This is a genomic window from Bacillus pumilus (assembly GCF_024498355.1).
GTDB classification, from domain to species: domain Bacteria; phylum Bacillota; class Bacilli; order Bacillales; family Bacillaceae; genus Bacillus; species Bacillus pumilus_P.
Window position 1 is genome coordinate 459,927 of record NZ_CP101833.1, and the last position, 22,133, is coordinate 482,059.

A 22,133-nucleotide genomic window follows, 5' to 3' on the forward strand; every position below is an offset into this window, starting at 1 on the left:
GGTGTCCTCAAGTGGCGTTTTCAACGATAAAAGATTCTATCACCTTCCACCCGCTAGGAGATGCAGCGATCGTCATTCAAGCTGGCGCCGACATACGTGAAGAGATTCATGAGCGTGTTGAGCAGCTGTTTGCATGTATTGAACAGCATCCATTTGACGGATATGTTGAAGCCGTTCAGGCCTTTACAAACGTGACGGTTTTTTACGAGCCGTATACCGTTCATCAATCTGCTCATCTTGATCCACATGGCAAGTCTCCATATGAATGGGTCAAAGCCTATATCCAAAAACTTCTTGAAGACAAATGGCAGGAGGGGGTTCACGCAAAGAGCCGCATCGTCGATATTCCTGTTTGTTACGGAGGAGCGCTTGGTCCTGATTTAGAAGAAGTCGCCCGCATCAATGGGTTGACGCCTGAAGAAGTCGTGCGTATTCACACAGCAGGGACGTATCTTGTCTATATGGTTGGATTTGCCCCGGGGTTTCCGTTTTTAGGCGGGCTTTCTGAAAAGATCGCAGCTCCGCGCAGGGAAACACCGAGAATGTCTATTCCGAAAGGGTCTGTGGGCATTGCGGGGAAGCAGACAGGCGTTTATCCGATTTCCACCCCAGGAGGCTGGCAGCTTATTGGACAGACCCCGCTGTCATTGTTTCGGCCGGATGATGAGATACCAAGTCTACTGAAGGCAGGGGATGAGGTCAGGTTTGTCCAAATGTCTGAAAAGGAATTTTTCAGCATGAAGGAGGCAGAACGTTGAGTATTCATGTCATCAAGCCGGGGATGTTCACAACCATTCAGGATAAGGGGCGCAAAGGCTATCAGAAGTATGGCGTCTTAACGAGCGGCGGCATGGATCCGCTCTCACTCAGAATCGCCAACATCCTCACCGGAAACCAAGAAAATGAAGCCGTGCTGGAAATGACTTTGATGGGGCCAGGTCCTGTGTTGACGTGTCAGAAGGATCAGCTGATTGCAGTCACTGGCGCTGATGTGGAGATCGATATTGATGGAGAGCCAGCACCTTTATGGAAGCCGCTTTTTATTCGAGCAGGAAGCACCATCACCTTTGGGCCTTGTAAGAGAGGCTGCCGTTCCTATCTTGCTGTGGCAGGTGGATTCGACGTCGAGCCAGTCATGCAGAGCAAAAGTACCTATGTGAGAGCGGGGATAGGCGGACTGAAAGGGCGTACGCTAGAAAAAGGAGACGTCCTGACCATTGGAGAGCCCTCATCAGTAGCAGCTAGCCTGTTTCACATGCTAAAAAGCAAAGAGAAACAAGCGAGATATAGCGCCCCTGATTGGACAGTCAGCCATGCTCATTTCTTGCCGCTGCGGAAATCACCAGTGATTCGGGTGTTGGCAGGCCGACATCTCTCTTATTTTCAGGAAGAATCTCAAACAGCCTTTTTTGAAAAGCCCTACCAGGTCACGCCCCAATCAGATCGCATGGGATGCAGATTGAAAGGGAAACCCATTCACTTAAAGCAAAAGCTTGAATTGATTTCAGAAGCTGTTGCCTTTGGCTCTGTTCAAATCCCTCCTGACGGCCAGCCAATTATACTGCTGGCAGATCGCCAAACAACAGGCGGATACCCAAGAATTGGAGAAGTGGCAACAGTAGATCTACCGCTCATTGCGCAGGCGATGCCTGGTGCGAACCTGTATTTTGAGCAAATCGACCATCATGAAGCAGAACAAGCACTATTCAAGCAAGAAGCGGAAATAAGGGAACTGACCGCAAGAGTAAAGCTGGAAGCATTTTCGTTTTAGAAAAGGTGAGGAACATGCAAAACACAAATAAAACCGTTGTGAAATCAATGGAAATTTTGCGGCTTTTTATCACACACGAACAATTAACGTTAAATGAGATGATTGAGCGAGCCCAAATGCCAAAAACATCTGTACACCGAATGGCGAGCTCATTAGCGGATATGGGGTTATTAGAAAAGCATGATTCAGGTGTTTACCGGTTAGGATTGATGTTCCTTGAATATGGTCAGCTTGTAGCCGACCGCCTTGATATTCGGAGGATTGCGAAGCCCTTTATGGAAAGCTTGCGAGATGAAGTGGGAGAAGCCGTACAGCTCATTATTCGTGAAGGAGACGAAGCCATTTACGTAGAAAAAATCGAAGGTACGCAGCCTGTACGGCTCTACACCGCCGTCGGCAGGCGATCTCCACTATATGCTGGAGCCTGTGCGAGAAGTATTCTGTCCTTTTTGCCAGAGAAAGAGAGACTGGCCTATATTGACTCGATCGAGCTAGGGAAAATCGGAATTGGAACCATTACAGATAAAGAAGTCCTGCGGAACATACTCGAAGAATCAAATAAACGGGGCTATACGTTAAGCTATTCAGAGCTTGAAAACTATACAGCTGCTATTGGAGCGCCTATTTTCAATCATCTCGGAGAAGTGGCCGCAGGCATTAGCATTGCAGGGTTTGAAGCAGGATATCAAAAGGAACGCCTGCCTTACTTAATTGAGCAGGTCAAAAAAGCCGCCAGCGGTATTTCGAGAGAACTAGGTTTTTCATCTAAACAAATAAAAAGCCAATGACCGTCAAGATCATTGGCTTTTCTGTATGATTGATTAGAAAGTTTTTCCTAAAGCTTTTGCACGTTCAATGGCATCTGCTTTAATTTGTTCTGCTTTCGCAGGCTCAGCATTGTGACCTTCAACAATAAGACCTTCGAAAGAAGGAATTCCGAAGAAGCTCGCAATTGTTCCAAGGTAACGGTGGCCTGCTTCAAGCTCAGCAGCAGGACCTTCAGAGTAGTATCCGCCACGTGCTTGGATGTGTAGCGCTTTTTTGTCTGTTAATAAACCAACAGGACCTTGCTCTGTATATTTGAATGTTTTACCAGCTACAGCAACAGAGTCGATGTATGCTTTAAGAACTGGTGGGAATGAGAAGTTCCAAAGTGGTGAAACAAATACATATTTGTCAGCAGAAACGAATTGATCGCTTAATTCGTTTAGGCGAGCAACTTTTGCTTGCTCTTCAGCTGAAAGTGTATCGAAGCCAGCACCAGATTGTAGCTTGCCCCAGCCAGCGAATACATCTGCGTCAATGTGAGGAATGTTTTCTTTGTACAAATCAATATGTACAATCTCGTCACTTGGGTTTGCTTCCTTATAAGATTCGATAAATGCTTTAGCAGTAGCCATACTGTAAGAAACTGTTTCATCATGTGGATGTGCAGTGATGTATAAAACTTTTGCCATAATTCATTCAATCCTTTCTGTTTCAGTGATTTTTTTTAGCGTATCCCAAAGATACACTGAATATGTGGCATCTTTAATCATATTGGAATGCTATGAAAAAGATGTAACAAGCACAGTTACATGAAAACTGATATTTTCATTGTAATCACAATGTAGTTTGAAGTCAAGGTATAAAGTCTCGAAATCAAGATAAAAAGTTTGTAAATTTTTCTGGAACACGTTGAAACAAGGATTTAAGCATAAAAAGCCTACTCCTATTGAACAAAAAATCGATCGAGTTCGCAAGTAAAGAGTTTGTAAAGGCGTCTCATCCTGTGGATTTGAAAAAAAGATGAATGCCCCTAAGCCATCTGCTACAAGCATCTATTCTCATTTTTCGTATATATAAGAGAAGGCAGGAGAGAGTGAGGGATAAGAGTGGGACGATCCTATGTTGCGATTGGAGATTCCTTAACGGTTGGGGTGGGGGCACGTTTATTTGGCGGAGGCTTTGCCGAGCGGTTAAGGGCGATGCTTGAAAAAAAGCTGCATACGCCGGTCGAGCTGTCCGTTTTTGCGAAATCAGGGTTAACGACGGAGGAAATCTTACAGCTCTTCAAGCGGTCTGATGTGAGACGTGCTATTGCAAAAGCGGACATCATCACCATTACAGGCTGCGGGAATGATCTTGTTCAAGCTGTTCAGCAGTATGAAGAAGGTGGAGATGAAAAGAAACTGCTGCAAGCGTCCATGCATTGTCAGTCGAATTTTAGCAAGATGATTCAAGAAATCGCTCAGATCAAAAAAGGGCAGCATCAGCCATACTGCGTGTATTTATTGAATTTATATAATCCCTTTCCACAAATACCGATAGCCGAGCGATGGCTGCAGCAATACAACCATCATCTTCGATTGCTGGCAGCTAGTCCGCATGTAGAAGTTGTGGATGTTTACCACGCGTTTGAAGGACATGAAAGAGCTTACTTATCGATTGATCAATTCCATCCGAACCATAAAGGATATGAAGCAATGGCAGAAGCATTGTTTCAACAATCCTCTAAACAGCTGTAATCCGGTGGGATTGCAGTTTTTTTCATTCTTTTAAATGAAGGGCTGTTTCGATATGATAAAAGAAACGAAGACAAAAGAGGTGTATACATGAAGGAGATCAACGCGTATTTTCATGAAATGAAAGGAACAGCTTATGAGGTGGGAAAGCAGCAGGCTGTCTGGCTTAAAGAGAATCCTTTGCTAAAGACACAATATATTCGATCAGAACCGGTGGCAAAAGAGGCTGTGAAGGAAACAAAGCAGCTGCTTCGTCCCTATCTTCCTCAGTTAGATGAAGAGATCTCGGGGTTTTGTGATGAACTGAAATTGGATGAAACTTATTTGATCTTTTACTATTCATCGCATCTTCAGCCAGGCTGCTCCCATTGCGTGATACAGGGAAAAAAGACGACAGATCAACAAACGGTGTTGCTGCGTAACTATGACTTTTCCCCGATATTTGATGATATGCGCCTTGTGTCTACACATGTAGAAGGCTTGGCCGTTCATACAGGCTCGTCACTGCTGTTGTTTGGCAGGTCTGACGGGATGAATGAGCATGGGCTTTCTGTGACATTCTCTGCATGCGGGCCGCCAATTGGCAATGAACCCGGCTTAAAGCCTCCAGCCGTTGCTGGTTTGCAAGTATATCATGTGATTCGATCTGTTTTGGAATACTGTGAAACAGTTGAGGAAGCCATTCGTTCTATACAGGAAATGCCTGTTGCCTCAAATGTGCACCTCATGCTTGCCGATCGAAAAGGAGAGGCGGCTGCAATTGAAATGATGGACGGACAAAAAGCTGTTAGAAGACCGGAGCGTGGTTATATTGCAGCAACGAATCATCCGCTTGCTGATCAAACGGTAAAAGGGATGACCAAACACCATTCTGTCGTCAGGTACGAAATGTTAATGGAGGCTTTAGAAGAACAACGATCAAGCGATTCTCTCGTCAAGCTATTTCAGACAGAATATCCAGATGGTCTGACTGTGCACAATTATGAGGAGTTGTTTGGGACAATGCGAACTGTCATGTTCCGGCCGGAGGAAGGGACGATGGATTATTGCTTTGGCTCTCCAGTATACAACCGAACTTATTCATTAAGAGCTGGGGGCACACTGCCCTTCCGTGAAAAAAAGGTTCAATTTCATCAAAAGGAGTATGGACCATCATTTTGGAAAAACGTATGACCGGGACATGGTCTTTCATTTTTGTCACAGTCAATGTGCCAAAGTCAGATGAACTAAAGATTGCATCGCTGGTTGAAAGCGTTTTATATTAAAGTGTGACAATAGACCTATGTAAGCAGAAGGAGGCATTTCATGTACATAACGGCACGAGAACAGAAAGTGATCAAATATATGATTCAGCAAAATCGTTATGTCACCATTCGTGAGATAGCCGATTCTGTCCAGGTGAGTACAAGAACCATCCATAGAGAAATCAAATCTATTAAACCTATTTTAAAGAATTACCACCTTTCGCTAGACAAACAGCCGGGGAAAGGCTTGAAGGCGGTTGGCGAACAGGAGGATAAACAGCGGCTTCTTGCTCATATTTCAAATGAGGATCAAATCGAATATAGTTCTGATGAACGGAAGCTCTTAATTCTGTGTGCGCTGCTTGAAGCGAAGGAACCGGTTAAATTATATACACTCGCAGCCGACCTGCAGGTAACAAATGCGACCATCAGCTACGATTTAGATGAGCTGACGGACTGGATCGCTCCTTACGGCTTGCAGCTTATTCGAAAGCGCGGGTACGGCATTGAATTAAAAGGGCCTGAGGAAGCAAAACGAAAAATTGTTGGCAATCTCATTGTTGATCGACTCGACATTCAATTATTTTTGGAAACGATTGAAATGAATATCAAACATCGAACGAAGGCGACGGAAAAGGTGTTTGGCGTTGTCAGCAGAGGACAGCTGCTCAAGGTAGAAAGACTGCTCTTTCATTTGAAAAATCGACTGTCGCTCTCATTGTCTGATAGTGCATATATTGCACTTGTCGTTCACTTAACCTATGCCATTGAACGGATTCAGCTTGGCGAAACCATTCGAATGGAAGAGGAAGAGCTGCTTGAACTAACGCGGACGAAAGAATTTGAATCATCCCTGCGAATCGCAAGAGCACTTGAACGCATGTTTAATGTCGAGATCCCTGAAGCAGAAGTTGGATATATGACCATCCATCTGCGCAGTGCAAATCGTAGCTTTCAGACAGAATACCGTATTGATGAAATCGAGCTGGATATCGCGATTAGAACGAAGAAGCTCATTGATTTTATTTCAAATAAAACCGGCTACCAATTAAATGAGAATGATTCGTTGTATGAGGGACTCGTGTCTCATCTCGAACCTGCGATGAACCGTTTAAAGGAAAAGATGAGAATTTATAACCCGCTCACACAGCAAATTAAAAAAGACTACTTTTTGCTTTTCATGGCGATTGAAGAAGGAGTCGAGCGTTTCTTTCCGGAGATTGAATTTCCAGAGGATGAAATTGCCTTTATTGTGCTGCACTTTGGCTCAGTGCTTGAAATCAAAAAAGAAGAAACAAAGATTCATGCATTGGTCGTTTGCTCAAGCGGAATCGGTTCCTCTAAAATGCTCGCATCACGGTTGAAAAAAGAGCTGCCAGAGATCGCTAAATTCGATTTATCTTCCTTGATGGAGCTAAAGGAAATTGATGCCGCGAGCTATGACATGATTGTATCGACGGTTCCTATTCCCTATGATCATATCGATTACATCATGGTCAGTCCGCTTTTAAACGAGGATGACGCCTTGCGTGTGAAGGCTCATATTAAACGAAAGATTCCTTATATGATAGAGAAAAAAAGAACGAAAGAATCTGTAACAGAACCCGTGCAAGAAACCATTGATATGATGGCGGTTACAGAGCAGGTGACGAACTATATGTCTGTGATTCGCGGCATTTTGTCCCATTTTACAATCGAAAAAAAGAAGACGCTGCCGCATCATGAGGCAACAATCAGACAGCTGCTTCGTCAGATTGAAAGTGAAGGATATGTAAAACATGCAGACAATGTCGCAACCAGCTTACTTGAACGTGAACAGCAAGGCGGTTTAGGCATTCCAGGTACTACGTTTGCTCTTTTTCACTTAAAGCATGAACTCATCAAAGAGCCAATCTTTCATATCTATGATCTTGATGAGGCATACGAGGTCAAAAGCATGGATGGCGGTCAGCAGATGATGTCACGCATGCTTATGATGCTGGCGCCGCTAGAGCTTGGCAAGGAAGGCTCTGAAATGTTTAGTCTGATCAGTTCATCCATCATTGAAAGTGAAGAGAGCATGGCGCTGTATGGACATGGGGCAAAGGAAGAGATTGAACAAAAATTACATCAGCTTTTCTATCAATTTGTAAAAGAGGCAAAGTGGTAAGAAAAAGGCCGAGAGCTTACTCGCTTCTCGGCTCAGCGTGTAGACAAACCCTCGCATTCGGTGTCAGTCCTGCGTGCCGGTGCTCACGAATGTCACATTCGCTCCGCTCCGGTACTCGTCCTTCCTAGACTGCAAAGGTTTTCTATCACGCTGAAAAGAAGACAAAGGGCTAAAATAAAGTTCATTTTAGCCCTTTGTCAACAATCTGGGCCGAGAGCTTATTCGCTTCTCGGCTTTTTTGCTGTGACACAGACAACGAGGGTTGGACGAATTTCCTCGTACTGCACAGAAAAATGGTCAAACCCCGCAAACTGTAAGTCATTCAGTATGTTTTCACCCATCTCTTTTGTTCGATTGGCGTCAGCCCCTTTTTCTCTTGGCTGCATCACAATGACGATTTTTCCGCCCGGCTTTAAGGTGTGATAAAGATTGAGTAAGCCGGTCTTTGGGGCATCCCAAATCGTGTAATTGTTAACAGAAAGCACTTTGTCATACTGCTCTCCCGGCAGACGTGTTTTCTCAATTTTCCCAACATACAGCCGGACCTGTTCGCCTTTTGAACGTTTGCTGACGCGGGACTGTGCCTGCTCCTGCATGGTCGAGGAAGCATCCAGCCCATCAATGTGAAGATCTTCGTAATGCTTAAGCATATGTTTCATGCTATAGCCGGGGCCATAGCCTATCTCTAAAATATGTTCACCATCATCAAGCTCTAAATGGCGGATCGCCCACTGATTCAATGCTCTATTTTCATTTGCCATAATGAAGCCTGCGATCCTTCCAAGCCAGCCTTTTGGTCTGCTAAAGGTTTTCGAAAGGGTTGACAGCATATGAGAACGCTCCTTTTTGATGATCATGTAACCGATTTTTCCTATGTTGAAACATGACCACCTGTTTTTCAAAACGCATTCGTACAGCATAGGGATGTTTGAGTGGAAAAATGCAGTGGTAATGAAAGGATACATCAACAAATCAAGGAGGAGCTTACACATGAATTTACGTGAATATTTAACAAATGGCATTCCGCGTCAAACACAGGATCAGCAGCCAGGCAGTGAAAGGGAAATGAATCCTGCGCCGATCTTTGAGGACGAATCATATCAAGGGTCTGGCAAGCTCAAAGGGAAAGTAGCACTGATTACAGGCGGAGATAGTGGAATTGGACGTGCTGTATCTGTTGCCTATGCAAAAGAAGGAGCACATGTCGCCATTGTGTACTTAAATGAACATGAGGATGCAGAGGATACGAAAAAGCGTGTAGAGCAGGAAGGCGTCAAATGCTTAACGATTGCAGGAGATGTCGGAGACGAAGCCTTTTGCGAGGAAGCGGTAGAAAAAACGGTTGAAGCTTTTGGTCAATTAGATATATTAGTGAATAATGCGGCTGAACAGCATCCGAAAGAACGTATTCAAGATATCTCTAGTCAACAGCTTCACCAAACCTTTAGAACCAACTTCTATTCCTATTTTTATTTTACGAAGAAGGCACTTGATTACTTAAAACCGGGAAGTTCAATTATTAATACAACATCCATTAATCCATATCGAGGTAACGCAGTGCTCATCGATTATACAGCGACGAAAGGGGCCATCAACGGCTTTACTCGTTCTATGGCACAGTCGCTTGTGAAAGATGGGATTCGGGTGAACGGTGTAGCGCCTGGTCCAATTTGGACGCCGCTCATTCCGTCTACATTTGACGAAGACAGTGTGGAAAGCTTCGGGGCAGAAACCCCAATGGGAAGACCAGGACAGCCTGTTGAACATGTCGGCTGCTTCGTGCTGCTTGCCTCTGACGAATCGTCTTATATGACGGGCCAGACACTTCACGTCAATGGCGGTTCCTTTATGAATACATGATCAACAGCGCCACCGCCCAGCTTTGATTGGGCGGTGTGTTTAGTATTTCTTGCGATTTTTCTGCACAGATGTGACAGACCATACGATAATGCCCACAACAGCTGCTGCAATGACAAGTGAAACCAAATGAAACATCGTTTCATGATGCATGTTCGACTTCTCCCTTCATTGAACCTGTTTTCTATAGCATCAGCTAGAAGCTCTCTTTTTATGAAAAACACATTTCTTTGTTTAATGAATGGATTGTCGTGGAAACCTATGAGTACGGATGAAATTTTGAAGGAGTGAAGATATATGTCACAAGAAGAGTTAAAGCAAAAGGTTCTAAACCTATTAGATGAGCAAAAGGTCGGAACACTAGCGACTGTTGAACAGAATCAGCCGCATACCCGCTACATGACTTTTTTCCATGAAGGGCTGACGCTATATACACCAACGAGCAAAGAAACACATAAAGCAGACGAAATTGAAAAAAACCCGAATGTTCATATTCTCATTGGATATACAGGCGAAGGATTCGGTGATACCTATGTAGAAATTGCAGGCACCGCTACATTAACAGATGATCCAGAGCTGGTCGACCGCCTTTGGTCAAATGAGATGGAGAAATGGTTTAAAGGCAAAGGCGATCCAAACCTAGTGATTCTGAAGATTGAACCAACCTCCATCCGTTATATGAATGAAGGAAGCGGTACACCAGCAGAATTATCGCTGTAACACTTGCGTATTTTAGGGGAACGTGATATAGTTTTATATTAAGTGTTGAAATAAGCAAATAAATAAAGAAAGTAAACTTTCTTTTTTCTATGACATAATGAGAAGCAATAGAGCTTCTACTTGATAAGAACGAGACGCTGTCAAAGCGAACAAACTTATTCTTTTCCTTCTGCACCGCCCCCCTATAAAAAGCGGAAGAATGGAAAAAAGACGTTTTGATTTACAATTCACACTGGCGCGGCTTCGGAGCCGTAAGGACGAATGAGAGGTAGGGCTTTCGTTGTCTTGTTATCCAGAACTTCCATGGCGTTTACTTTCAAACGTAGGTTCACTCGGAACACATATGACACACTGATATGATCGAATCTTGATTCATAAACTCCGTGACGGAGATCACAAATTGATTATTTATTTGCATGAAAAGAGTAAGAAGCAGGCTGCCATCTATTTGGCAGCCTTTTTAAGTGGGTCAAACAATAGGATCCCGAGACCGATGATCCCGAGGAAAGGAAAGATGAAGGTAGAAAAAATACGCATAGCGTCCCCACCAAAAGGATTCGCCATCAAAAATAGAACAGCCAACAAACAGGTGATAGCAGTCAATAAGACATGCTTCATCATCACTCACTTCTTCCTTTCTTCTGATTCCGCCAAATCCGCTCAATAAAAAAGAACATCACCGCAAACAAAATAGAAAAGATGAGCATGTCCAGTAGTGTCACGCCTTTATCTGGGTGCACAATACCAAACCAAATCAATTGTAGAACAAAAGAGACAGCAAAATAAAGAATGGGTTCTTTCATCATTTTCCTCTTTTCACTTATTTTTTTGACCTTGTAGCCACAGCATCCAAATGAAGAAGGAACCAATGGCACATGAGAGCAAGGTGACGGGCGGCAAGGTGTGCCAGCGAGTCAGCCCCTTTACAAAGCACATATAAAAAAAGAAAATGGAAATGGATACGAGCAGCCATTGCTTGAACCAACGGGGAACACGCAGCCATGCTACTAGAATGATAGATGATAGCTTATCCAATGGAATAACTCCTTTTTTGAATCTGATTGGATTTTATCGCAAAAAACCAAATCTGTAAAATATGGATTTTGTGGTAGCTGAATGGTATTCCTCTGGCGCTTGAAACATTCTCGCTGCACTCACGTATAAGGTAAAGGAACCTCATGAATGGCAATTGAAAAAAATACCATTGATTTCAATTGCCATTCATGAACAAAAACCTGTACTGCTGGATGTGACTGTTTCAAACGGAGAGCAGTCCATCGCAAAAACGGTCAGTCAATTCATCCGTGATCATATGCAGATCGCAGCAGGAACTCAAATCACGATTCAAACAAAGAAAGAAGATCTGGATAGAGAAATGTCCCTGTTACAAGAGAAACAAGGAAGTGCAAAAGTGACCAATGTTGCCTTTGCTGGGGTGATCGGCCATCTCCCGTTAGCGATTACTCAGGTGGAGAGAAATGGCATGCTGTATGAAGTGAAGCAGCCAATCGATCCAATCACTAGCGTTTTGCCCGGTGATGAACTATGGGTGGCGTATCACGAAATGAGCGTCAAGCAACCATTGTGAAATATGCATCGATTTAAAAAAGCGTTCCTTTACAGGAGCGCTTTTTCGATTAAGACTTTGTATCAAATTGGCGAAGCACCTTATCATAGGCGAAGTTGCCAAAAGGGATGAATGCCGCAAAAAAACCGGCGATGGACCATTTTAAATGCCAGCGAACTTTAAATGTCACATATGCCAAAACGAGCATATAGATTACAAACAATCCGCCATGAAGAGAGCCCACAATGGTGACTGCCATCGGAATATCCGCAAAATATTTTAGAGGCATGGCAATTAAAAGAAGGGTTAAAAGAGACATACCCTCAATAAAACCCGCCTGTCTCAGACGGCTAATACTTGTATGCATATACAAATCCTCCTGTATAAAAGCTAGTTTCTCATCTTCTAATATAAACGAAAGATGTCTGAACATGCTAAAATCTACGAAAAATTCAAAATATGTTCAAGTAATGCTTAAAAAATGGGAAAAATGAAGAAGCGGTTAACCTTTGGTTGTTTCAGAGAGTACTTGCTTTAAGTGCGCCACATCATGTAATAAGTGGTCTGTCATCGTTTGAACGGCTTCCGTGGAACGGCGCTCTTTGATCTCATCGAAAATGGCTGCATGCTCCCTTTGAATTGTCTCAGCACGCGTCCCGCCGCTAAAATGGAAGATGCGGCAAAAATGAATGAGTGCATTCACGTGATTCAATTGTTTACATAAGCGGTCATTGTGACTGGATAGAATGATTTTTTGGTGAAAGGCTTCGTGTAACTGGACGATGTCTTTAGATGGCCGCTGCTGCTTTATCGCTTCGTCTGCCTGCGTGAGAACCTTCTCAATTCCATCAATCTCTTTTTGTGTGGCTTCCTTGCAAGCAAGCTGAACAGCAAGTGTTTCTAAGGCCATCCGAATTTGATAAAGTTCTTCAACATCTCTTTCCGTTAACGTATAGACGGAGTAGCCTGATTTATGATGAGCGATTAATAGCTCGTCCTTTTCTAAAAGCCTCATCGCCTCTCTGACCGGCGATCGGCTTACTCCAAATTGCTTGGCAAGCTGTGTTTCATTGATGCGCTCACCTGGCTGGAATTGCCCGTCAAATATCATTTGCTTCAGCTGTTCATAAAATTGCATGTGATACGGTGTTGATTTTTCAATCTCGAATGAATTCATCCCATCATTCCCTCTTTACTCATGATCTTTTGTCTCATGTTATCCAAGTTCCTGCCCCTAAGCAAGCCCGCATCAAAAAGTCAATATCGTACAATCGAAGAGAAAAACGGTGTGCTACACTAATGATCAGTTCAGTGAAAAGAGGGGAACGAAATGAAAACACAAGAAGAACGAACTGTGCACTTTGACCAAGACTTGCAAATAGAAGCGTATCGCTTTCATGGCATCATGCAAAAATTCCCAAATCATTTTCATACATACTATGTGATTGGATTTATTGAAAGCGGTCAAAGACGTTTAATCTGCCAAAATCAAGAATACATCATTGAAAAGGGAGATATTCTTCTTTTCAATCCATATGATAATCACGCATGTGAACAAATTGATCACAAGACGTTAGATTATCGCTGCTTAAATATTGAAGCAGACGTGATGGAGAAGATGTTTCAGCACAAGCCGCATTTTAAAGCCCCTGTGTTTTCACAAAGTGACCTGACAAAGCCGTTATATGAGCTTCATCAAATGATCACAGAAGAAGCTCCTGCTTTGAATAAACAGGAAACCTTCTATTTTTTCATGAAGCAGCTGATCGGAGCCTATGCTGATATGCCAGAGAAAAAAGCGTCAGCATCGCATACTAATGAACAGAAAGTCCAAGACGTACAGGAATATATCGAGGCGCACCTCACGGAAAATATATCGTTAGACGAATTAGGTGAGCTTGTGTCAATGAACAAATACTCACTGCTTCGAGCTTTTACAAAGTTCAGAGGGACCACGCCTTATCGTTATTTACAGACAGTCAGAGTGAACTATGCGAAGGAACTTCTCGCCCAAGGATTGAAGCCTGTAGATGCGGCTGTCTCCGCTGGATTTTCTGACCAAAGTCATTTGAGTCATTTCTTTTCAGAATTTATTGGGCTCACGCCAGGACAATATCAGCAAATCTTTGCAAAGCAGGTAACAGCTGATGAAAAATAAACAGCTGCTTGGTCATCTAGCGGCCATGTTTACCATTTTTTTATGGGGATCTACCTTTATATCAACCAAAATATTATTAACGGCTTTTTCTCCGACAGAGATTTTATTTCTTCGTTTTTTCATTGGGTATCTTGCCCTTATGATTATCTATCCGGTGACCATGAAGGTACGCCATAAAAAGCATGAAGGGATGTTTGCGCTTGCAGGGCTGTGCGGGGTGGTCTTGTACTATTTTTTAGAAAATGTTGCACTTACTTATACGTTTGCTTCAAATGCGGGTGTCATCAGCTCGGTTGTGCCATTCTTCTCTTTTTTATTGGCTTATTTTTTGTTAAAAGATGAGCCGTTGCATATCCAATTTTTCATTGGCTTTTTCATCGCTATGATGGGGATTGTTCTGATTAGCTTTAACGGGATGACGACGTTCCAATTGAATCCACTCGGTGATGTTCTAGCATTAACTGCTACGATTGTCTGGGCCTTCTATTCTATTTTATCGAAGATGATCAACCAATATGGCTACCATATCATTCAGGTGACAAGGCGTGTCTTTTTTTACGGATTGCTATGGATGATCCCGCTGCTATGGCATTTTAAGATTCGTTTAGACTGGGAGCGATTGACGAATCCATCGCTTGCCTTTCACTTGCTATTTTTAGGTCTTTTCGCCTCCGCGGTTTGTTTCCTGACATGGAGCTTTTCGGTGAAAACGCTGGGTGTGGTGAAATCAAGTGTGTACATTTATGGGGTTCCCATTATCACGATGGTCATTTCAATGATCGTTCTAAAAGAGAGATTGACCCTCTTGTCAGTGCTTGGAACTGCACTGACGTTAGGAGGCTTGCTTCTTTCAGATAAAAAAGACAAGGGGAAAAAGAAACAGAAAGCCCCGATGCTTTTGCAGGATAAAAAGGCGCTTTAATCAAAAAAGCGCTTTTTGTCCATTGAAAGAACATGTACTCTCTAGTAAACTCAACTTAACTAGTCGACGGTCGACCGAACATAAGGGGGAAAAATCAATGAAGCATTTTTCAATTGCAGTGATACCAGGTGATGGGATCGGGAAAGAAGTAGTACCTGAAGCAGTACGAGTATTGAAAGCGATATCAGAAGTGCATGGCAGCCTGTCTTTTTCCTTTCATGATTTTCCTTGGAGCTGTGAATATTATTTAGAGCATGGCGAAATGATGCCAAAGGATGGATTGGATCAACTGAAGACCTTTGACAGCATTTTTTTAGGGGCTGTCGGAGATGCCAACTTAGTGCCTGATCATGTCTCACTTTGGGGATTGCTCATTAAAATTAGACGAGAATTTGAGCAGGTGATTAACGTCAGACCTGCAAAACAGCTGAGCGGCATTCGCTCACCACTTGCCCAGCCAAAGGATTTCGATCTTCTTGTTGTGAGAGAAAATGGTGAAGGTGAATACAGTGAAATTGGGGGCCGCATCTATCAAGGGGAAGATCAGCTCGCCATTCAAAATGCTGTTTTCTCAAGAAAAGGAACAGAGCGTGCCATGCGCTTTGCTTTTCAATTAGCGGAAAAGAGACGAAAGCATGTAACAAGTGCAACAAAATCGAATGGCATCGTCCATACAATGCCATTTTGGGATGAAGTGTTTCAAGCCGTATCAAAGGAATACCCAGAGGTGGCAGCAGACTCGCAGCATATTGATGCGCTCTCAGCCTTCTTTGTGACAAGACCTGAAAAATTCGATGTCATTGTGGCCAGTAATTTATTTGGCGATATTTTGACTGATCTTGGTGCAGCCATTATGGGAAGTATTGGCGTGGCGCCAGCTGCCAACATCAATGTGAATGGCAAATATCCATCCATGTTTGAGCCGGTACACGGATCAGCTCCAGACATTGCGGGAAAAGGGATCGCCAACCCAATCGGTCAAATTTGGACCGCTAAACTTATGCTTGATCATTTCGGAGAGGAAGAGCTGGGCGCACACCTCCTCGAAACCATCGAATCGGTCACAGCAGACGGCTTTTTAACCGCAGATATCGGCGGAGCCTATCAAACAAAAGAGGTCACAAACGAAATCATCAAACGATTGAAGAAATAACTCGTCATTAGAACCGCGTCTCCACGTCTGCTATAATAAAAGGATGGATAGAAGAAAGAGATGTGAAATCTAGTGTCAAAAACAGTTGTATTAGCAGAGAAACCTTCAGTAGGGCGTGACCTTGCGCGTGTGCTGAAGTGTCATAAAAAAGGAAATGGCTATTTAGAAGGAGATCAATACATTGTGACGTGGGCGCTTGGCCATTTGGTGACACTGGCTGATCCAGAGGGCTATGGAAAAGAATTTCAATCCTGGCGTTTAGAGGATTTACCGATCATTCCAGAGCCGCTCAAGCTTGTGGTGATGAAAAAGACAGGCAAACAGTTCCAAGCGGTAAAGGCGCAGCTTGCGAGAAAAGATGTAAAAGACATTGTCATCGCAACAGATGCTGGACGCGAGGGGGAGCTTGTCGCAAGATGGATTCTTGAAAAAGCGCATGTGAAAAAGCCGTTAAAACGACTATGGATCTCATCTGTCACGGACAAAGCGATTCAAGAAGGATTCAAACGATTAAAAGACGGCAGAGAATATGATAACCTGTATCGCTCAGCGGTCGCACGTGCAGAGGCAGATTGGATTGTAGGGATCAACGCGACAAGAGCGCTGACGACCAAGTTCAATGCACAGCTCTCCTGTGGACGGGTGCAAACGCCAACCGTTGCGATGATCGCAAAGAGAGAGGAAGACATTCAGCAATTTCAGCCGAAGCCGTTCTTTGGGCTGACTGCACAAGTAGACGGACTCACGTTGACATGGCAGGATGCCAAAACAAAGCAAAACCGCACATTCCAGGAGGATCTGATCAAGGAGCGCTTGGCAGGCTGCAAAGGAAAACCGGCAGTGATTGACGCGTTGAAAAAAGCAGCCAAAAAGGCCTTTGCTCCAGGGTTATATGACCTGACAGAATTGCAGCGTGATGCCCACAAACGCTATGGCTTTTCGGCAAAAGAAACACTGTCTACTCTTCAGCGGCTGTATGAGCAGCATAAGCTCGTCACTTACCCGCGTACAGATTCCCGTTTTATTTCAGCGGATATCGTTCCCACATTAAAGGATCGGTTAAAAGGAATGAACGTCAGACCGTACGCACAGCATGTGAACCGTATTTTACAATCAGGTATTAAAGCGCACAAAGGCTTCGTCAACGATGCCAAAGTGTCGGATCACCATGCGATCATTCCAACCGAGGAAGAGCTGTATCCTGGTGCATTAAGTGATAAAGAGCGTAAATTATATGACCTGATTGCCAAACGATTCCTTGCGGTTCTTATGAACCCTTTTGAGTACGAGGAAACAACGGTTATCGCAAAGATAGGCAGTGAAACATTCACAGCAAAAGGGAAAATCGTTCAATCAGCTGGCTGGAAAGCCGTGTACGATGATTCCTATGAAGACGAGGAATCAGCCGAAGCAGATCAGCATCTGCCGCTACTCTCAGAAGGCCAGTCCCTTGAAGTACGACTTCTGAAAGAAACAAAAGGAGAAACGAAGCCTCCTGCCCGTTTTAATGAAGCGACCCTTTTATCTGCCATGGAGAACCCGGCGGCATTTATGCAGAACCAGGAAAAGGACTTAGTGAAAACCCTTGGTGAAACCGGTGGTCTAGGGACAGTGGCAACAAGAGCCGACATCATTGAAAAGCTGTTTAATAGCTTCTTAATTGAGAAAAAAGGCAAAGACATCTTCATCACATCAAAAGGGAAGCAGCTCCTCTCTTTAGCTCCTGAAGACTTGAAGTCTCCTGCTTTAACAGCAGAATGGGAACAAAAGCTTTCGAAAATTGCGAAAGGCCAATTGAAAGCTTCTCAATTCATGAGTGAAATGAAGTCATATGCAAAACAAGCTGTATCTGAAATCAAACAGACGAACCAAACCTTTAAGCATGACAACGTTACTGGAACCCATTGTCCGGATTGCGGAAAACTTATGCTGAAAGTGAACGGAAAAAATGGCACAATGCTTGTCTGTCAGGACAGAGAATGCGGACACAGAAAAAACGTGGCGAAGAAAACAAATGCACGCTGCCCGAACTGTCATAAAAAACTCGAGCTGCGCGGAGAAGGCGATGGCAAAATCTTTGCTTGTGTGTGCGGTCATAGAGAAAAGCTGTCTGTTTTCGAAAAACGCAAATCACAATCCAATCAAAAACGAGCTAGTAAGCATGATGTATCTAAATATATGAAGAAACAAAAGAAAGTGGAAGAGCCGATCAATAACGCACTAGCTGAACAATTAAAGAAATTAAAATTAGATCAATAGTTGTGTAAAAACCCATGCGAGGCCGCATGGGTTTTTCAGTGCAATCAAGCATATCGGCATATTTTTTTTCTGAAAATGGGAATGCATATGCGAAAAGACTCGTAATTTGGTATAAAATATTTATTTGAATTTAAACAGAAACGCTCTATAATAAATCGTTAGATGCTAAGAGAACTGGGAGTTGAAAGGGGGACACGAATGGATACACCCATACATCGTACGGCTATCGTTATATTCATTGTCATTCTACTAGGCGGATGTACCTGGAACCAGGAGAAAGAGCCAGCTCATCCAGAATCAGCACAGCCTGTATTGCCAGGAGAATATTTCATCAATCACCACTTAATGACAGATCAGGGCATGATCCGCACCTCTTTTTCAGAGCAGAACCTCTATTTATCTGAATCGCTTGGACTTTGGATGGATTATCTTGTTCTAAAAAAAGATCAAGCCTCTTTTGATCAACAGGTAGACGTTCTGCACACTCAATTCTTACTAGATCATGATCTCCTCAGCTGGCAAATTGAATCTCATCAAAAAAGTAAGGTCAATGCTTTAGTCGATGATTTACGTGTAGTGGCAGCACTTCAAAAGGCAGATCAACTGTGGCAGAAGTCAGCATATGAGACCACATCGAAAGAAATCGCACAAGCGTTAAAAGACAACAACATGTTCAAGGGCATACTCACCGATTATTATGATGCATCGACAAAGCAAACTTCACACACAATCACACTCTCATATATGGACCCAAAAGCAATCAAAGAATTGGTATCCCTCCAAATATTCACGAAACAAACGATGAGCAACCAATTGGCCATTCTAAAAAATGCACCGAGACAAAAAGGATTCTTTCCTAAATCCTATGACATAGCGAAAAAAGCCTACTCATTTGATCGAGAAATCAACTTGATTGATCAACTTTATACGGCTCTCCATGCCGAACGTGCACAGGTTGATACATCTGCGATCATGAAATGGCTGAAAACAAATTTTCAAGAAGAAGGAAAATTGTACGGACGATATGAACTAAGCACTTTGAAGCCAGCTGTGACGTATGAATCGCCCTCGGTATATGCACTGGTGATCTTAGATGCTCTCAATCAAAATGAGCTGGATTTTGCAAAAGATGTCTATTACCGAATGAAAGAATTACAAATCCAAGATCCTCTTAAGCCCTATTACGGAGGATACATGAACGAAAAAGACACACACTCTTTTGATAACTTATTGCCTCTTATTGCAGAAAGGGAGCTTCTAAATGAATCGGTTATTCAGTAACACGTATCGCTTGTATTATTCTCTGCTCCTCACGTTTGCAGGTCTTATTTTGTTTATGGGCTACTTAAACGTACATGATGCGGAGAGTTTCATGATCATCGCGCTGACATTTGTCGTGTTAGGATGCGGCATTTTATTTGGTATTTTACCAGCATTAATTTTTACCTTACTTATTTTGTTTTTTATAGGAAGCGTCATGTTCTTTTCAGAGCTTAGACTCACGAATCTGCTCTTTTCCAATCAAACATTGCAAGATGTTGTGATCTGGGGTGTGGCACTTCTCTTTTTCGCTATATCAGCAGGGAACATGCATGAGCGTATCAAGACGATGCGTCACACCATTGAACAACAAAAGCAGGCCATCAAAGAATTTGTGGCGATTGACTCAACAACAGGATTTGACAATGCAGAGCGGATGAAGCTGGAGTTGTCCGAGGAAATGAAACGGGCAGAACGATACAAACAGCCATTTGTCTTTATCCTTCTTCATATGCACTACGCAGCGGAATTCAAATCATTATATGGAGAAAAAGAAATGCAGCACCTTTTTCAGCAATTGAGTATCAAGATCCGCGAGAGTGTGAGAGAAACCGATAAGAAATTTCGAATATCCGAAGAACGAATGGGTCTGATGCTCACCCACACACCTGAAGAAAACGTCTCTGTCGTCCTTGATAAGCTGAAGGATAAACTGCAAACGCATGTCTTACTGAACGGTCGTGGAGTGACCCTGACATTCCATGTCTGTCATTTAACAAGCAGCTCGGACTATCGAACACCAGAGCAATTTTTAGAAGAACTAGAAAACGAGATGATAATGAATGAACTTTAATCCTTTGATGAAATGCGGTTTGTTGATTGCTCTTTTTTCGATGCTCTCGTTCAAACATATAGCTTTAGCCGATGCTCTTGTCACGCAGCCGGATACCCTCATTATTTATTCGACAGAATCGGGGGAAGCGACTCCAGCTGTTCATATGCTTGATTTACTCGTCGGTCATTTTTCCAAACAAACGACAGTTTTATCAGATGAACAAACCGCTGAAAAAAAGCTCAATGAATTTCAGCAAGTCATCTATATCGGTGAAGTAAAGAAAACCTTACCAAAACAAACCATTCGTGCGATCAACGAATCAAAACGTCTAATGGCCATTGGATACAATGCGGAACAGCTTCGCACGTTCTCCAAGCTCACTTTTCAAAAACAAGATCACACCAGTCAAATCAAACATACACATGATCAGACCTACCGTCAGCTGGAGAGAGGTATTACAGCACTAACGGTTCAAGGGGCAGATCTGCGAAGTGAATTTCTATTGAAGAAAAATCAAGCTGCTCTGCCATTTGTGGTTCAAACAAAAGAAAGTGCGGCATATATCGGAATTTTAGATGTAGTGCAGCACAACAAGCTTCTTGCAGAAGTGCTAGAAACACTCCTGCCGTCTTCTGATCAAATGACGACAAAATACTTACGGCTGGGGAATATCAGTCCAGTCACTGACGAGAAGAAGCTGCTTGAACTTGGACAATTCGTATCCGCCCGTCATGTTCCTTTTCTGATAGCGGTGACCCCAGTATGGATTGATTCGGCAACAGGTGATGAAGTGACACTGAGTGAACGACCTCAGCTTGTGCATGCGTTAAAACAATTGCAAAGCAATGGAGCTAGCGTGATCCTTCATGGATTCAGCCGTACGTACCGAACCGAGGAATCTGGTCAAGGCTTTGAGTTTTGGGATGCAAAGTACGATCAGGCCATTACTTCAAATGAACCGAAGGAAGCCGAAAAGAAGCTGAGTAAAAGCCATTTTCCGAATGAAAAAGACTTTGATGCTTATACCAAATCTGCTCTGCACCAAGAAGTCATCTATACAGAGGAAAAGCTGACAAAAGGCATTGAGCTTTTAACGCAGCAAGGACTATATCCACTTGCATTCGAGGTGCCGCATGATGCCATATCTCAACAAGGCTATCAAGTGATTTCTCGGCATGTTTCAAGTCTTTTTGGGCAGGTGCAGCTTTCGGACCGCACATGGAAAACAAGTGGTGCACCGCCATTTATGACGACACCAGCCATGCTCCATGGCATGACCTTATATCCTGAACAGCGTGTAGATACAGCGTCTGACCAAGAGAATTCAAACGTTCTGACGGAACAAACGATTCAATCCATGCAGCATCTTCAATCTGCCACGATTGGGATGTCCTATGATGTGGAATCGGGGGTAGATGGTTTACAGGATCTGATGAAACAGATGGAGGCGATCCCTTCTAGTGAATGGCTGGATTTAAAGAAAACAATACAGACTGTCCAAACCGCACATGTACAGATCAAAACTTCAGGTAATGGACATATTCAAGTACAGCAATCCAACATAGCAGAAACAAAAACTGTCAAGAGAAGCGGCATGGAAAATATGCTGCGAATTCTCACAGTGGTGGTGCTGCTATTTATTGTGGCATTTGCTTTTTACACATTGTATTTAAGGCTGACAATGAAAAAACGAATTTTTAAGGAGAGAAAATAAGGTGGCTGATGTTTTATTTT

At 43.2% G+C, this 22,133-nt stretch carries 23 protein-coding genes; 16 read left to right on the top strand and 7 right to left on the bottom strand.

The features are described from left to right. Positions 1–11: 11 nt before the first annotated feature. The 3 genes from pxpB to NPA43_RS02245 are packed head-to-tail and all read left to right on the top strand — an operon-like array spanning position 12 to position 2,559. Positions 12–758 (top strand): 5-oxoprolinase subunit PxpB, encoded by a 747-nt coding sequence (gene pxpB / locus NPA43_RS02235; RefSeq protein ID WP_230031297.1) that lies wholly within the window; start codon positions 12–14, stop codon positions 756–758. Next, complete coding sequence (locus NPA43_RS02240) at positions 755–1,771, top strand: 5-oxoprolinase subunit C family protein (RefSeq protein WP_230031298.1); 1,017 nt, start codon at positions 755–757, stop codon at positions 1,769–1,771. The genes pxpB and NPA43_RS02240 overlap by 4 nt, the downstream gene beginning before the upstream one ends. Before the next feature lie 14 nt (positions 1,772–1,785). Next, positions 1,786–2,559, top strand: coding sequence for an IclR family transcriptional regulator (locus tag NPA43_RS02245; protein ID WP_256499307.1), 774 nt, complete (start codon positions 1,786–1,788; stop codon positions 2,557–2,559). Between the two features lie 33 nt (positions 2,560–2,592). On the opposite strand, the gene NPA43_RS02250 is transcribed toward NPA43_RS02245, so the two are convergent. Continuing rightward, positions 2,593–3,228: an FMN-dependent NADH-azoreductase gene (locus NPA43_RS02250; protein ID WP_099726026.1), complete on the bottom strand. Its 636-nt coding sequence runs from the start codon at positions 3,226–3,228 to the stop codon at positions 2,593–2,595. A 417-nt stretch (positions 3,229–3,645) separates the two neighbouring features. On the opposite strand from NPA43_RS02250, the gene NPA43_RS02255 reads away from it, so the two are divergent. The 3 genes from NPA43_RS02255 to NPA43_RS02265 all read left to right on the top strand — a co-directional run bounded on the left by NPA43_RS02255 (position 3,646) and on the right by NPA43_RS02265 (position 7,668). Beyond that, the gene (locus NPA43_RS02255) at positions 3,646–4,278 is read left to right on the top strand and encodes a GDSL-type esterase/lipase family protein (protein ID WP_230031299.1); all 633 of its coding nucleotides are present in this window, start codon (positions 3,646–3,648) and stop codon (positions 4,276–4,278) included. 87 nt (positions 4,279–4,365) lie between these two features. Next, positions 4,366–5,448 (top strand): C45 family autoproteolytic acyltransferase/hydrolase, encoded by a 1,083-nt coding sequence (locus NPA43_RS02260; protein WP_256499308.1) that lies wholly within the window; start codon positions 4,366–4,368, stop codon positions 5,446–5,448. A gap of 132 nt (positions 5,449–5,580) precedes the next feature. Beyond that, the gene (locus NPA43_RS02265; protein WP_256499309.1) at positions 5,581–7,668 is read left to right on the top strand and encodes a BglG family transcription antiterminator; all 2,088 of its coding nucleotides are present in this window, start codon (positions 5,581–5,583) and stop codon (positions 7,666–7,668) included. A 218-nt stretch (positions 7,669–7,886) separates the two neighbouring features. Here NPA43_RS02265 and NPA43_RS02270 read toward each other — a convergent pair whose 3' ends face one another. Next, positions 7,887–8,498: an SAM-dependent methyltransferase gene (locus NPA43_RS02270; RefSeq protein WP_371930233.1), complete on the bottom strand. Its 612-nt coding sequence runs from the start codon at positions 8,496–8,498 to the stop codon at positions 7,887–7,889. A 160-nt stretch (positions 8,499–8,658) separates the two neighbouring features. Here NPA43_RS02270 and NPA43_RS02275 point away from each other — a divergent pair, with 160 nt between their 5' ends. Both NPA43_RS02275 and NPA43_RS02280 read left to right on the top strand, forming a co-directional pair. Beyond that, positions 8,659–9,528: an SDR family oxidoreductase gene (locus NPA43_RS02275; protein WP_256499311.1), complete on the top strand. Its 870-nt coding sequence runs from the start codon at positions 8,659–8,661 to the stop codon at positions 9,526–9,528. A 294-nt stretch (positions 9,529–9,822) separates the two neighbouring features. Further along, positions 9,823–10,245, top strand: a complete 423-nt coding sequence (locus NPA43_RS02280) for a pyridoxamine 5'-phosphate oxidase family protein (protein WP_099726021.1) — start codon at positions 9,823–9,825, stop codon at positions 10,243–10,245. A gap of 444 nt (positions 10,246–10,689) precedes the next feature. Here NPA43_RS02280 and NPA43_RS02285 read toward each other — a convergent pair whose 3' ends face one another. The 3 genes from NPA43_RS02285 to NPA43_RS02295 are packed head-to-tail and all read right to left on the bottom strand — an operon-like array spanning position 10,690 to position 11,280. Continuing rightward, complete coding sequence (locus NPA43_RS02285; protein ID WP_180275457.1) at positions 10,690–10,866, bottom strand: hypothetical protein; 177 nt, start codon at positions 10,864–10,866, stop codon at positions 10,690–10,692. After that, complete coding sequence (locus NPA43_RS02290) at positions 10,866–11,051, bottom strand: FeoB-associated Cys-rich membrane protein (protein ID WP_256499312.1); 186 nt, start codon at positions 11,049–11,051, stop codon at positions 10,866–10,868. The genes NPA43_RS02285 and NPA43_RS02290 overlap by 1 nt, the downstream gene beginning before the upstream one ends. A 10-nt stretch (positions 11,052–11,061) precedes the next feature. Then, positions 11,062–11,280, bottom strand: a complete 219-nt coding sequence (locus tag NPA43_RS02295; protein WP_099726018.1) for a hypothetical protein — start codon at positions 11,278–11,280, stop codon at positions 11,062–11,064. Positions 11,281–11,434: 154 nt separating this feature from the next. Between NPA43_RS02295 and NPA43_RS02300 the strand changes: the two genes are divergently transcribed. After that, positions 11,435–11,833, top strand: a complete 399-nt coding sequence (locus NPA43_RS02300) for a hypothetical protein (RefSeq protein WP_256499313.1) — start codon at positions 11,435–11,437, stop codon at positions 11,831–11,833. Positions 11,834–11,882: 49 nt separating this feature from the next. Here the strand turns inward: NPA43_RS02300 and NPA43_RS02305 are convergent, their stop codons facing one another. Next, complete coding sequence (locus tag NPA43_RS02305; RefSeq protein ID WP_099726017.1) at positions 11,883–12,179, bottom strand: DUF3817 domain-containing protein; 297 nt, start codon at positions 12,177–12,179, stop codon at positions 11,883–11,885. Positions 12,180–12,314: 135 nt separating this feature from the next. Beyond that, positions 12,315–12,989 carry a GntR family transcriptional regulator gene (locus NPA43_RS02310; protein ID WP_256499314.1) on the bottom strand — a complete coding sequence of 225 codons (675 nt, stop codon included), beginning with the start codon at positions 12,987–12,989 and terminating at the stop codon, positions 12,315–12,317. Between the two features lie 153 nt (positions 12,990–13,142). Here NPA43_RS02310 and NPA43_RS02315 point away from each other — a divergent pair, with 153 nt between their 5' ends. From NPA43_RS02315 to NPA43_RS02345, 7 genes are all read left to right on the top strand, one after another. Next, positions 13,143–13,970: a helix-turn-helix domain-containing protein gene (locus tag NPA43_RS02315; protein ID WP_099726015.1), complete on the top strand. Its 828-nt coding sequence runs from the start codon at positions 13,143–13,145 to the stop codon at positions 13,968–13,970. Beyond that, on the top strand, positions 13,960–14,892 hold the full coding sequence (locus NPA43_RS02320) for a DMT family transporter (protein ID WP_099726014.1): 933 nt from the start codon (positions 13,960–13,962) through the stop codon (positions 14,890–14,892). Before NPA43_RS02315 ends, NPA43_RS02320 begins: the two co-directional genes overlap by 11 nt. A gap of 97 nt (positions 14,893–14,989) precedes the next feature. Then, positions 14,990–16,045 carry a tartrate dehydrogenase gene (locus tag NPA43_RS02325; RefSeq protein WP_249704753.1) on the top strand — a complete coding sequence of 352 codons (1,056 nt, stop codon included), beginning with the start codon at positions 14,990–14,992 and terminating at the stop codon, positions 16,043–16,045. Positions 16,046–16,117: 72 nt separating this feature from the next. Continuing rightward, the gene (locus NPA43_RS02330; protein ID WP_249704752.1) at positions 16,118–18,304 is read left to right on the top strand and encodes a DNA topoisomerase III; all 2,187 of its coding nucleotides are present in this window, start codon (positions 16,118–16,120) and stop codon (positions 18,302–18,304) included. Between the two features lie 198 nt (positions 18,305–18,502). Continuing rightward, complete coding sequence (locus tag NPA43_RS02335; RefSeq protein WP_256499315.1) at positions 18,503–19,585, top strand: glycosyl hydrolase family 8; 1,083 nt, start codon at positions 18,503–18,505, stop codon at positions 19,583–19,585. Next, positions 19,566–20,417 (top strand): diguanylate cyclase domain-containing protein, encoded by an 852-nt coding sequence (locus NPA43_RS02340; RefSeq protein ID WP_249704750.1) that lies wholly within the window; start codon positions 19,566–19,568, stop codon positions 20,415–20,417. The genes NPA43_RS02335 and NPA43_RS02340 overlap by 20 nt, the downstream gene beginning before the upstream one ends. Beyond that, positions 20,407–22,113: a DUF2334 domain-containing protein gene (locus NPA43_RS02345; RefSeq protein WP_256499316.1), complete on the top strand. Its 1,707-nt coding sequence runs from the start codon at positions 20,407–20,409 to the stop codon at positions 22,111–22,113. The genes NPA43_RS02340 and NPA43_RS02345 overlap by 11 nt, the downstream gene beginning before the upstream one ends. The last annotated feature ends 20 nt before the right edge of the window (positions 22,114–22,133 follow it).